Raw genomic sequence first — 12,723 nt, 5'->3', positions numbered from 1 at the left:
TGCCATCACTGCCTGAGAGCATGCTGGGGGGACCCGACGGGATCGGCCCCACTAAGCTTGTTCGGTACTTCGGCCTCAGCCATTTAGGAGCGTTTGTCTTGCTCGTCACCGGATTCCCCGCAGGCATGTTTCAGACGAACTGTTACATCCTGGCCCAGGACGACGCGTCCGAGTGCGTCGTCGTCGATCCCGGTCAGGACGCCGCGGATCCGCTGATCGACTTCCTGACGCAGTCCTCGCTCACCCCCACCGCAGTACTGCTCACGCACGGTCATCTGGACCACACGTGGTCGGTGGAGCCGATCTGCGCAAAGTACGGCATCCCGGCGTACATCGCACCCGAGGACCGCTACATGCTGGCCGATCCGATCAAAGGAACCGGCCCGACGTTGGCGGCGGTACTGGGCGACCTTGAGTTCCACGAACCGGCCGAGGTGATCGAGCTCACGGACGGTCGACGGCTCGAACTCGCCGGAATCGAATTCACGGTGGTACACACCCCTGGGCACACTCAGGGATCGGTGGTGTTCCTCGCTCACGTTGACGGGCCCGACGGCTCGGTTCCGTTGGCTCTGACCGGGGACACCCTCTTCGCGGGGTCGATCGGGCGCACCGATCTGCCCGGCGGCGATCACGATCAACTGCTGCGCTCCATCGCGACTCGGCTGCTCCCTCTGAGCGACGACACGGTGGTGCTCCCGGGACACGGCGGACAGAGCTCGATCGGCCAGGAGCGCGCATCCAACCCGTTCCTCGTTGGACTCACCGACCCCGGGCAAGGAAAGCTGTGAGCGTGAGCAAGCCGACCGCCTTTTCCGCGCCCAAGGGCATTCCCGATTACTTCCCGCCCAACTCGGCCGAGTTCGTCGCCGTACGCGAAGGGTTGCTCGACGCAGCCCGCACCGCCGGCTACGGCCACATCGAACTGCCGATCTTCGAGGACACCGGCCTGTTCGCCCGTGGGGTCGGGGAGTCGACCGATGTGGTGAGCAAGGAGATGTACACCTTCTCCGATCGCGGAGACCGATCGGTGACGCTGCGCCCCGAGGGCACCGCCGGAGTCATGCGCGCGGTGATCGAGCACGGACTGGATCGGGGAGCGCTACCGGTCAAGTTGGCCTACGCCGGGCCGTTCTTCCGCTACGAACGACCGCAGGCCGGCCGCTACCGGCAGCTGCAGCAGGTGGGGGTCGAGGCGATCGGCGTCGACGACCCTGCACTGGATGCCGAGGTCATCGCCGTGGCCGACGCCGGTTTCCGGGCCCTGGGTCTGACCGGCTTCCGGCTCGAGATCACCTCGCTCGGCGACGACACCTGTCGCCCGCAGTACCGAGAGCTGTTGCAGCAGTTCCTGTTCGCCCTTCCGCTCGACGAGGACACTCGCCGACGTGCCGAGATCAACCCGCTGCGTGTGCTCGACGACAAGCGGCCCGAGGTGCGCGCGATGACCGCAGACGCACCGCTGATGCTCGATCACCTCTCGGATTCGGCGAAGGAACACTTCGACGAAGTGCTGGCCTACCTGGACGTGATGAACGTCCCGTACCTCGTGAACCCGCGAATGGTGCGTGGCCTCGACTACTACACCAAGACGACGTTCGAATTCGTGCACGACGGACTCGGCGCGCAATCGGGCATCGGCGGCGGCGGCCGCTACGACGGTTTGATGGAACAGCTCGGCGGGCAGGCGCTCTCCGGAATCGGGTTCGGCCTCGGCGTCGACCGCACGGTGCTGGCCCTGGCCGCCGAGGGCAAGACTGCGGGCGCGACGGCACGATGCCAGGTCTTCGGTGTTCCGATGGGTGCCGGTGCGAAGCTGGCGATCGTCGACATCGCGGCTCAGCTACGCGAACGAGGAATAGCGGTGGACATGGCTTACGGGAATCGCGGAATCAAGGGTGCCATGAAGGCCGCCGACCGATCCGGAGCACGTTTCGCGTTGGTGCTCGGGGATCAGGAACTGGCTGCCGAAGCGGTTCTGGTGAAGGACCTTTCGAACGGTGAGCAGGACACCGTTCCGATGGCCGACGTGGTCGACGCCCTCGGAGCGCGTCTTGCCCGGTGAGTCCCCGCCCGGTGACTCCCGGTCCAACGCGGGGCCGGTAGCACTGGACCTGGTCTCGGTGGAGTTCCTGAAACCGCGCCTGCGCAAGATCATGGTCGGGTCGGCGGCGATCGGGATCGTTGTCGCCGTCGTGCTGGCGCTGTTCGCGCCGATGTGGGTCGCAGTTCTCGTCGGAGTGATCGTCGGCGGTCCCGCGGTACTGTCCGGCTGGCTCGGTCTGCGCCGCCGGATATGGCTCGACGGTCCGCAACTGTGTGCACGAGGGTTGCGCACGCGCCGACTGAAGATGCCGGAGGTGGTGACCGCCGAACTGACCATTCGGACGGCCGGAATCGATCAGATCTCGCTACGGCTCTACGACGGGCGTACACACGTCGTGGTTCCGCTTGCGCTCTACACCAGGGACGGGGGCCGGGAACTGCCGATTCTGTCGTTGCGCACCCTCGCCGACTCGCTGTGGACCACCGAGTTGGTGCCGGCTGCGGCGATCGCATCGGTGCTGGTCGATCAGCTGCGCGCCGAGGCACGCGACGCCGGGCTCGACCAACGGCCGCTCTACCGCGCCGTCGAACTCGTCCGTAGCAAGGGACGAACTCCGCAGGCGACTCTGACCGACCGGGAGGTCGCCCAACTGCTCGACTGAGCCGGGATCAGGTGACCAGGAATGCGTCGAGCACGACGGCTTCGGCCGAGCGAGATCCGGACGTGACGACGAGCGCACGGTTGAGATAGGTGAACTTCGGGACCGCGGTCGACACGCGAAGGGTGCCGCGGAAGTAGTACGTGGCGGGGTCCACCTCACGCTCGGGATCGTTCAGAGCGTCGATCACCTCGGCCGGCCCGAACTGAACTCCGCGGTAGTCGAGCGAGAGATAACCGCCGGTTGCCAACTCCAGGACGAGGTCGGTGCTGAACTCGGTGCATCCGTCGGGCCGCGTCACGCTGACGACGGTCGACCCGGCGGCGAGGGTGCCCTCGATGTCGGGGCCGGGAGCTGCGCCGCCGAGCACGGTGGTGACCACCCGCTCACCGGCCGGCACCGAGCCGATGTCGATTCCCGGTCCGAGGGTGAGGCCGAGACGCAGAATCGGCTCGAGGGTCGGTGTGTTCGGGGCGGTCACTTGTGGTGCACTCCTAGGATCGGCTGGGGGCCTACGCTATCGCCTTCCGGTGACCACGCCCGAGCGGGGATCCGCGGGGGAGAGCCACCCTTGACACGACATAGAACAAATGTTCGACTGTGTGCATGCGATGGGCCGGCCAGACTCTCGATGCCGCGGACGACGGGGCACTACCGGGGCTCGAGCGATCGGGACTGGTCCGCAGCGTCCAGACGCCCGAGTTCGAGGGCATCACCTTCCACGAAGTGCTGTGCAAGAGCGCTCTGAACGAAGTGCCGAGCGAATCTCAGGTGCCCTTCTCGTGGACCGTCAATCCGATGCGCGGGTGCTCGCACGCATGTCGATACTGCTTCGCCCGCCCGACGCACGAATATCTGGATCTGGACTCCGGCAACGACTTCGACTCGCAGATCGTCGTGAAGACGAACGTTGCTGCGGTACTGCGCAAGGAACTCGCGCGCCGGTCGTGGAAACGGGAGCCGGTGGCGCTCGGTACCAACACCGACCCCTATCAGCGCGCGGAAGGGCGATATCGGTTGATGCCGGGGATCATTCGAGCATTGGCCGAATCCGGGACGCCGTTCTCCATTCTCACCAAGGGCACACTGCTGCGGCGTGATCTACCCCTGTTGACGCTGGCTGCGCAGCAGGTGGAGGTGCAGGTGAGCATCAGCCTGGCCATTCACGATGCCGACCTGCAGAAGCAGCTCGAGCCCGGAACCCCCAGTCCACGAGCGCGATTGGATCTCGTTCGTGCGGTCCGCGACGCGGGCCTGGATTGCGGCGTTCTGGTGGCACCGGTGATTCCCTTTCTCACCGACGGGGCCAAGCAGTTGGACGGCCTCATCGGTGCCCTGGCCGAGGCAGGTGCGACAACCGTGACGGCGCTGCCGATGCATCTGCGTTCGAGCACCAAGGACTGGTACATGAGCTGGCTGGTGAAGGAACACCCCGCGTTGGTGCGTCGGTACCGTCAGCTCTACGGACACGGGGCCTACGTGACTCCGGAGTACAAGCAGTGGCTCAAAGCGAGAATGGATCCGCTGCTCGACACCTACGGGTTCGCCGCCGAGCAGACCCGCTCGCTGCCCGCCAACGAGCCTGCCGAACCCCGAGCACCGGTGACCTCGGGGCCGGCTCTCACCCTGTTCTGAGCTGAATGATCAGGGGTTGTTCAGGTCGCGTGCCGAGAACGTGTCGCAGGCCGCCACCTGTCCGGTTTCGTAGCCCGCGGTGAACCATGCCTGACGCTGCGCAGAAGAACCGTGCGTCCAACCCTCGGGGTTGACGCGGCCGGTGGATGCCTGCTGGATGCGGTCGTCGCCCACCGACGACGCCGCCGAGAGTGCGTCGTCGATGTCGGTAGCGGTCAGCGGCTCGAGGAAGGGGACTCCAGTTTTCGGGTCGACCGTCTCGGCTGCGTAGTGCGCCCAGATTCCCGCGTAGCAGTCGGCCTGCAACTCCACCTTGACGCCACCGGACTCGGGTCCTTGGGGATCGGCCTGCGCGCGTCCGATATCGCCCAGCTGATTCTGGATGTGGTGGCCGATCTCGTGCGCCACCACGTATTCCTGTGCGAGTGGTCCGCCGCTGGAGCCGAACTGGTCGACGAGTACTTGGAAGAAGCTCGTGTCGAAGTAGGCGGTGGAATCGGCCGGGCAGTAGAACGGCCCGACGGCGCTGGTGGCGTTGCCGCAGCCGGTGCCGGTCGAACCGGAGAACAATCTCACGGCCGGCTGGACGTAGGCGACGCCGGTCTGCGATTGCAGCTGCGATTCCCACACGGTATCGAGGCTCGCCACCGTGAAATCCACCCGGCAGTCGACGTTGCTGTTCGCCTCTGTGACGTCACAGTCGAGCGTTCCGGACGACCCGGAGTCGTTCTGACCGGCGGAACTGTCGCCGCCGCTGATCTGGTTCAGGATCGCGCCGGGATCGCCGCCGAACAGCAGGGCAAGGACGATGACGACCAGTCCACCCGCGCCGCCTCCGATCGCCAACTTGCCGCGTCCGCCACCCCCTCCGCTGCCACCGACGGAGACTCGGCCTGGTGTCGTTTGCGAGCCTTCTCTGAACGTCATGCTGGAGTTCCCCTCCGCCGAGCGCGCATCTGTGATGCGAACCGATACCGCCACTGTCGGCCTTAGCTTCGCATGCCGCGTTGCGATCTCGTTTCCTTCTACGGCGATGTGCTCCGTAGGATCGAGGATCGAACAACACGATCAGCGGATTTTTCTCGAAAGGACACCCGTGCTGCGCACCCACCTCGCCGGCTCATTACGCCCCGAGCACGTCGACCGAACCGTGACGCTGACGGGATGGGTGGCCCGCCGACGCGATCACGGCGGCGTCATCTTCATCGATCTGCGTGACGCCTCCGGTGTGTCCCAGGTCGTCTTCCGTGAGGGCGCAGCACTCGAGCAGGCCCACCGCCTGCGCGCCGAATACGTGGTGAAGGTGACCGGCAAGGTCGAGGGTCGTCCGGAGGGCAACGCGAACTACGAGATCCCCACCGGTGCGATCGAGGTCGAGGCCTCCGATATCGAGGTCCTGTCCGAGGCTGCGCCGCTGCCGTTCCAGCTCGACGACCAGCCGGGCGAGGAAGCGCGGCTCAAGTACCGCTACCTCGATCTGCGTCGCGAGGGACCGGGCCACGCCATTCGCCTGCGCTCGCACGTCAACGCAGCAGCCCGCTCGGTACTCGCGCACCACGAGTTCGTCGAGGTCGAGACGCCGACGCTCACGCGATCCACTCCCGAGGGCGCCCGCGACTTCCTGGTGCCGGCGAGGTTGCAGCCGGGCAGCTTCTACGCTCTGCCGCAGAGCCCGCAGCTGTTCAAGCAGTTGCTGATGGTCGGCGGTATCGAGCGCTACTACCAGATCGCCCGGTGCTACCGAGACGAGGATTTTCGCGCCGACCGTCAACCGGAGTTCACTCAGCTCGACGTCGAGATGAGCTTCGTCACCCAGGACGACGTCATCCTCCTGGCCGAGGAGATCCTGGCGTCGCTGTGGAAGCTCGTCGGCCACCACTTCACGGCTCCGATTCCACGAATCACCTACGCCGAGGCGATGCGTCGCTACGGTTCGGACAAGCCCGATCTCCGCTTCGACATCGAACTGGTCGAATGCACGGACTTCTTCTCCGACACCACGTTCCGAGTGTTCCAGGCCCCGTACGTCGGTGCCGTCGTCATGCCCGGTGGTGCATCGCAGCCCCGCAAGCAGTTGGACCGGTGGCAGGAATTCGCCAAGCAGCGTGGCCACAAAGGCCTCGCCTACGTGCTCGTCGGCGAGGACGGCACCTTGGGTGGCCCGGTTGCCAAGAATCTCACCGACGCCGAGCGTGACGGCCTCGCCGCGCACGTCGGCGCGAACAACGGCGATGCGATCTTCTTCTCCGCGGGCCCGATCAAGGCATCACGTGGATTGCTCGGTGCCGTGCGCGGCGAGATCGCTCGCAAGCTCGACCTGATCGACCCGAAGGCATGGGCATTCGTGTGGGTCGTCGACGCTCCGCTGTTCGAGCCCACGTCCGACGCCACCGCCAGTGGTGACGTGGCCGTCGGATCCGGTGCGTGGACTGCCGTGCACCACGCCTTCACGTCGCCGAAGCCGGAGTCGATGGATACGTTCGACACCGATCCCGGATCCGCCCTGGCCTACGCCTACGACATCGTCTGCAACGGCAACGAGATCGGCGGCGGCAGTATTCGTATCCACCGCAAGGACATTCAGGAACGGGTGTTCGCGATCATGGGTATCGGCAAGGAAGAAGCCCAGGAGAAGTTCGGCTTTCTCCTCGACGCCTTCTCCTACGGCGCACCGCCGCACGGCGGCATCGCGTTCGGCTGGGACCGCATCACTGCGCTGCTCGCCGGCGTCGACTCCATCCGCGAGGTCATCGCGTTCCCCAAGTCCGGTGGCGGCATCGACCCGTTGACCGACGCGCCCGCCCCGATCACCCCGCAGCAGCGTAAGGAATCGGGCGTCGACTTCAAGCCGGAGAAGAAGGAAGAACCCGCCGAGGCCTGAGAGGTTTCGAAAACGACTGTCCCCGTAGCGCTGTGCGCTACGGGGACAGTCGTCTGTTGTCGAGCAGGTCAGCGTGCGGGGGACAGCGGCCCACCGGTCAGTACGCGGTAGGCGTAGTTGGTTGCGATCACCGAGATCGGGATGGTGAACAGCAGACCGAGACCGCACAGCAGCGCACCGACGATGTTGATCGCGGCCAGCAGCAGCAGGAGCAACACCACGGGACCGAAGTTCTTCACGGTCAGGTCGACACTCGATTTGATGGATTCGATCGCCGTCTGGTTGCGATCGATCAGGAACGTCAGTGCGAAATTGGCGAGGAAGCCGATCACGATCAGAACGACCGTTCCGAGGAACGGGATGAAACTGACCACCACACTCACGATCGTCCAGATCAGCGCGAGAACGGCGATCTGGCCGACGTTGGTGAGCTGGAAGAACCTACCGAACGACGGCTTCTGCGGGGCACCGGTCTCGTCCAGCGCACCTCGAACGTAAGCGGCGTTGACGAAATACGACACGAACGTGAGGATCGCCGTCAGGACGACGGCCACCCCGGATGTCGTGGCCGTGAATGTCGTGTCGCCGCTGTCGGCTGCCACCATCGCTGCGGTGAACGTCGACGCGAAGACCACAGCGAGACCGATAGCCGTCACGGCCCACACGATGGCGGTGATTCCGAGCCATGGGCCGACGTTGGCCTTGAATTTGTCGAACCCGTAACTCAGCGCTGCCCCGACGTCGAGCCGTCCGGGATTCGGACCCAGTGGCGTCTGCCCGTAGCCCTGGTTTCCATAGGTGCCGGGCGGCGGCGGGTACGCACCGGGGGGCGGTGGATAGCCGCCGGGTGCACCACCCTGCGGTGGGTAGTTGCCGGGAGGCGGGTAGCCGCCCTGCGGTGGGTAGTTGCCGGGAGGCGGGTAGCCACCCTGCGGTGGGTAGCTGCCCTGCGGTGGGTAGTTCCCCTGCGGCGGGAAGTTGCCCTGCGGCGGGTAGCTTTCGGTCGGGGGTGGGTACTGACCGCCGGGAGTCGGCGGGGTGTTTCCCGTGTTCGGCGGGGGAGTGTTGGGCGTGTCTGTGCGGTCGGGATCGGATCCCTCGCCGGGCCGGGGTTCGCCGGTCGGATTGTCGCTCAACGTCGTTCTCCTGGTCTGTGGTCGGGAGCAATGGGGTGATTCGGGGCGTCGAGGCCGTGGAACACCCGGACGCAGACGAGCGGGCCTCCGCCGTGTGTCGAAGGTCCGCTCGTGCGTGGATGGGGTTTACGAGATGGCGACGACCTGGGTTCCGCCGGCGAACTCGTCGTGCTTGCCCTGCTTGGTCGGGCTCGAGTTGATGGTCACCGCAATGACGATGTACGCCACGATCACCAGGAAGGTGCCGAGCAGCGGTACCACGTTCAGCAGCAGGAAGGCATTGCGCTTGGCCGCTTCGGCCTGGGTGGGCAGTCCGCCCGATGCGCCGAGGGTTCGCAGACCGAGGAGCTGCTTGCCCAGAGTCCGGCCACGCGAGGACTCGAGCAGCGTGAAGTACGCGAAGCCGAGGAGTGCGGACGCGAGGCTCAGCAGCACGGTTCCGAAGAACCCGCTCGGGAGAATCAAGTACAGGATGAACTGGACGACCGCGAGAACGAGCCCATCCAGGAAGCGGGCGGCGAATCGTGATCCGAGGCTGCCGGGCTGCGCGCCGCCGGGCAGCGGGGAACCCGTGCCGAATGCCGCGTTGCCGCCGACCGGCGGCGGTGGATAGTTGCCCGGGGGCGGGTAGTTGCCGGGTGGCGGGTAGCCGGACGCTGGATTCGTGGGGTACTGGGGTCGGTTCGGATCGGAGCCGTAGTGCGGTCCGTCGGATGGATTGTCGCTCACGAGATTCCCTTTGATTGCAAAGTGTGACGTGCGTCGAACGAGTACTCGATTCTCGCTGAGCGAACCGCACCACGATGGGGGTGTCAAGGACTACGCGCCTGCCCGGTCGGCACATTTCGGACACGATTTCTCGCCGAGCGCACCGGGCCCGGTCCTACTAGGGTTGGGTGTTCTACCCATACCGGGACTATCACGAGGGGCTCGCCGTGGGCATCAAGGTTGCACTCGAACACCGCACCAGCTACAAATTCGACCGCACCGTCAAGATCTTTCCGCACGAGATTCGGCTGCGACCGGCACCGCATTCGCGTACTCCCATCGAGGCGTACTCGCTGAAGATCGAACCGGCGGAGCATTTCGTCAACTGGCAGCAGGACGTGTTCGGAAACTTCCTCGCTCGGGTGGTCTTCCCCGAGCGAACCGACCACCTGTCGATCACCGTTGGACTCGTCGCGGACATGGCGTCGATCAACCCCCTAGACTTCTTCGTCGAGGAATGGGCCGAGCACTTCGGGTTCGCGTACGAGGAGCACGACCTTCCCGACCTCGAGCCGTACCTGCGCCCGGTGGACGAGGGCAAGGCGGGATCAGGACCGGGCCCGGTGGTCTCGGCCTGGGTGGAGAAGCTACAGGCAGCCGTCGTCGAACGCGGAGAGTCGTTGCGCACCATCGATTTTCTCGTGATGGCAAACCAAGCCGTGATGGGGGACGTCGGGTACTCGGTGCGGATGGAACCGGGAGTGCAGACCCCGGATCTGACCCTGACGTCCGCCGTCGGGTCGTGCCGCGACTCGGCGTGGTTGCTGGTGTCGGTCCTGCGTCAGATGGGTCTGGCCGCGCGCTTCGTCTCGGGTTACCTGGTTCAGTTGTCGTCCGACGTCAAGTCTCTGGACGGCCCGTCCGGGCCGGTGGAGGACTTCACCGATCTGCACGCGTGGACCGAGGTCTATCTCCCCGGTGCGGGCTGGGTCGGGATGGATCCGACCTCCGGCCTGTTCGCCGGCGAAGGTCACATTCCACTGTCGGCGACGCCACACCCGTCGACTGCCGCCGCGATCTCCGGTGCCACGAGCAAGTGCAAGGCCGAACTCGACTTCTCCAACACCGTCGTACGCGTCCACGAGGATCCGCGAACGACGTTGCCCTACACCGCCGAACAGTGGGAGTCGATCAAGGCGACAGCCGAGAAGATCGACAAGCGGATGCTCGATCAGGACATTCGACTGACCGTCGGCGGCGAGCCCACATTCGTCGCGATCGAGAATCAGGAAGCGCCCGAGTGGAACACCACGGCCGATGGCCCACACAAGCGCAAGCTGGCAAGTGTGCTCGCCGAACGGCTTCGCACCATCTATGCACCGGACGGCCTGGTGCAACGCAGTCAGGGCAAGTGGTACCCGGGTGAGCCGCTGCCACGGTGGCAGGTGGGATTGTTCTGGCGCACCGACGGTCAAGCCCTGTGGCACGACTCCGACCTGATCGCCGATCCCTGGTTGGCAGAGGATCTGCGCCCGGAACCGGTGGACAACTCGGCGTCGCAGGAATTGATCGACGAGTTGGTCAAGGCTCTCGGACTGCCTGCCTCACAAGCGCGTCCCGCCTACGAGGACCCGTTGGTGAAACTGTTGGACCTGGTTCGTCAGCCCTACGGTGACCCGCCCGCCGACGACGACGACCTCGAACCTGGAGCCGATTCCGCGGACGCCAGGAAGCGACTGCTCGAACGGCTCGATGCCAGCACCGACGAGCCGGCGGCATTCGTGCTGCCCATCTCGCGCACCGAGGACGGGTCCGGCTGGGAGAGCTCGGACTGGAAGTTGCGCCGTGGCCGAATCGTGTTGTTGGAAGGCGATTCTCCTGCGGGCCTGCGGCTGCCCCTGCGAGCGATCTCCTGGGACGGGGGACCGGTCGAGAACCCGGCCGACCCCACCGCCCCCAAGCCGGATCTGCCGACACCGCAGCTCACGCAGCAGCCGCCGCGCGCGGTGAACCCGGCCGAGTCGCGGTACGCGCAGTTGGTCGACGAGACGTCCAGGGTCGGCGGCACCGCCGTCACCGCTCTGGTCGCCGAGGTCCGTGACGGCATCCTGCACGTGTTCATGCCGCCGATGGATCGACTGGACGATTTCGTCGACCTCGTCTCACGCGTCGAGCAGGCGGCGTCGACCATCGACACCCCCGTCGTGATCGAGGGCTACGGCCCGCCGTCGGATCCGCGTATCCAAACCCTCACTGTCACACCGGATCCCGGTGTGATCGAGGTCAACGTGCAACCGACCTCCTCGTGGGCCGAACAGAACGAACTGATGGAGCGTCTCTACCTCGAGGCTCGCCAGTCCCGGTTGAGCACCGAAGGATTCGACAACGACGGCACCACCCGCGGAACCGGCGGCGGCAACCACATCACTCTCGGCGGCGTGACGCCGGTCGATTCACCCGTTCTGCGTCGACCGGATCTGTTGGTGTCGCTGCTCACCCACTGGCAGCGGCACCCGTCGCTGTCGTACCTGTTCTCGGGCCGCTTCATCGGCACCACCTCGCAGGCACCTCGCGCCGACGAGGGTCGAGAGGAATCGCTCTACGAGCTCGAGGTCGCATTCAGCGAGATCAAGCGACTGACCGGGGCCGATCGATCGGCCTCGCCCTGGGTGGTCGACCGAGCACTGCGGCACCTGCTCACCGACATCACCGGCAACACGCACCGCGCCGAGTTCTGCATCGACAAGCTCTACAGCCCCGACTCCACCCGCGGCCGACTCGGATTGCTCGAACTGCGCGGGTTCGAGATGCCGCCGCACCATCAGATGGCGATGGTGCAGTCACTTCTCGTGCGATCGATGGTCTCGCGATTCTGGGACACCCCGCTCGAGGCTCCGCTGATCCGGCACGGTGCCAATCTGCACGGCCGATACATGCTTCCGCACTTCGTGATCAGCGACATCGGCCGCGTGGCCGAGGACCTCCGTGAGCACGGTATCGACTTCGACACCAGCTGGCTCGATCCGTTCACCGAATTCCGATTCCCGCGGATCGGCACCACCGTGGTCAACGATGCCGAGATCGAACTGCGTGGCGCGATCGAGCCCTGGAACACCCTCGGCGAGGAGTCGACGTCCTCCGGCACCGCGCGGTACGTCGACTCCTCGGTGGAGCGGATCCAGGTTCGGGTCGCCGGAGCCGACGCGGGCCGATACATGGTGACGTGCAACGGGGTGCCGGTACCGATGGTGCGCACCGAGCGTCAGGACGTTCAGGTCGCCGGTGTGCGCTACCGCGCCTGGCAGCCGCCGAGCGCTCTGCACCCGACGATCGAGGTGCAGAGTCCACTGCGTTTCGACCTGGTGGAAATGCAGACCGGACGCGCAGTCGGTGGATGCTCGTACCACGTCGTGCATCCGGGCGGGCGCTCGTACGAGGGGCCTCCCGTCAACTCGGTCGAAGCCGAGGCTCGCCGCAACGGCCGCTTCGAGGAGGGCGGGTTCACCTCGGGGAAGGTGGACGTAGCAAGATTGCTCGAGATGCACGCTCGCCAAGCGATCGATGTGTCCGCGCCCGGCATGCTCGACCTGCGCCGGACCGGAGTCATCACGTCCTGAGACGCGACTGCACAGGAGAACGAGTCGACCGGTAGCGATCT

At 65.9% G+C, this 12,723-nt stretch carries 10 protein-coding genes; 6 read left to right on the top strand and 4 right to left on the bottom strand.

Features of this window, described 5'->3' with window-relative positions; genetic code table 11:
• The first annotated feature begins 98 nt into the window (after positions 1–98).
• From CH273_RS19450 to CH273_RS19440, 3 genes are read left to right on the top strand one after another with little or no spacing between them, the layout of a single operon-like run.
• A complete protein-coding gene (locus tag CH273_RS19450) occupies positions 99–791 on the top strand; it encodes an MBL fold metallo-hydrolase (RefSeq protein WP_032397970.1) in 693 nt (230 codons plus the stop codon).
• Between the two features lie 2 nt (positions 792–793).
• Positions 794–2,065 carry a histidine--tRNA ligase gene (gene hisS / locus CH273_RS19445; RefSeq protein WP_032397971.1) on the top strand — a complete coding sequence of 424 codons (1,272 nt, stop codon included), beginning with the start codon at positions 794–796 and terminating at the stop codon, positions 2,063–2,065.
• On the top strand, positions 2,055–2,708 hold the full coding sequence (locus CH273_RS19440) for a hypothetical protein (protein WP_052050345.1): 654 nt from the start codon (positions 2,055–2,057) through the stop codon (positions 2,706–2,708). The genes hisS and CH273_RS19440 overlap by 11 nt, the downstream gene beginning before the upstream one ends.
• 7 nt (positions 2,709–2,715) lie before the next feature.
• Here the strand turns inward: CH273_RS19440 and CH273_RS19435 are convergent, their stop codons facing one another.
• Complete coding sequence (locus CH273_RS19435) at positions 2,716–3,186, bottom strand: DUF3237 domain-containing protein (RefSeq protein ID WP_032397972.1); 471 nt, start codon at positions 3,184–3,186, stop codon at positions 2,716–2,718.
• Positions 3,187–3,311: 125 nt separating this feature from the next.
• On the opposite strand from CH273_RS19435, the gene CH273_RS19430 reads away from it, so the two are divergent.
• Entirely contained in the window at positions 3,312–4,340 is a 1,029-nt protein-coding gene (locus CH273_RS19430; RefSeq protein ID WP_032397973.1) for an Rv2578c family radical SAM protein, read from the top strand.
• A 9-nt stretch (positions 4,341–4,349) separates the two neighbouring features.
• Here the strand turns inward: CH273_RS19430 and ypfJ are convergent, their stop codons facing one another.
• Positions 4,350–5,267, bottom strand: a complete 918-nt coding sequence (gene ypfJ, locus CH273_RS19425) for a KPN_02809 family neutral zinc metallopeptidase (protein WP_032398436.1) — start codon at positions 5,265–5,267, stop codon at positions 4,350–4,352.
• Positions 5,268–5,436: 169 nt separating this feature from the next.
• On the opposite strand from ypfJ, the gene aspS reads away from it, so the two are divergent.
• Positions 5,437–7,221, top strand: coding sequence for an aspartate--tRNA ligase (gene aspS / locus CH273_RS19420; RefSeq protein WP_032397974.1), 1,785 nt, complete (start codon positions 5,437–5,439; stop codon positions 7,219–7,221).
• Between the two features lie 68 nt (positions 7,222–7,289).
• Here aspS and CH273_RS19415 read toward each other — a convergent pair whose 3' ends face one another.
• A complete protein-coding gene (locus CH273_RS19415) occupies positions 7,290–8,357 on the bottom strand; it encodes a hypothetical protein (protein WP_032397975.1) in 1,068 nt (355 codons plus the stop codon).
• Positions 8,358–8,483: 126 nt separating this feature from the next.
• Positions 8,484–9,086: an RDD family protein gene (locus CH273_RS19410; protein ID WP_230597015.1), complete on the bottom strand. Its 603-nt coding sequence runs from the start codon at positions 9,084–9,086 to the stop codon at positions 8,484–8,486.
• A 206-nt stretch (positions 9,087–9,292) separates the two neighbouring features.
• Between CH273_RS19410 and CH273_RS19405 the strand changes: the two genes are divergently transcribed.
• Entirely contained in the window at positions 9,293–12,682 is a 3,390-nt protein-coding gene (locus CH273_RS19405; RefSeq protein ID WP_032398438.1) for a transglutaminase family protein, read from the top strand.
• Positions 12,683–12,723: the final 41 nt, after the last annotated feature.

It is taken from the genome of Rhodococcus sp. 05-339-2 (assembly GCF_002258965.1).
GTDB lineage: Bacteria > Actinomycetota > Actinomycetes > Mycobacteriales > Mycobacteriaceae > Rhodococcoides.
Note: the sequence above shows the minus strand (reverse complement) of the source record. Positions and strands in the feature narration are given on the sequence as shown.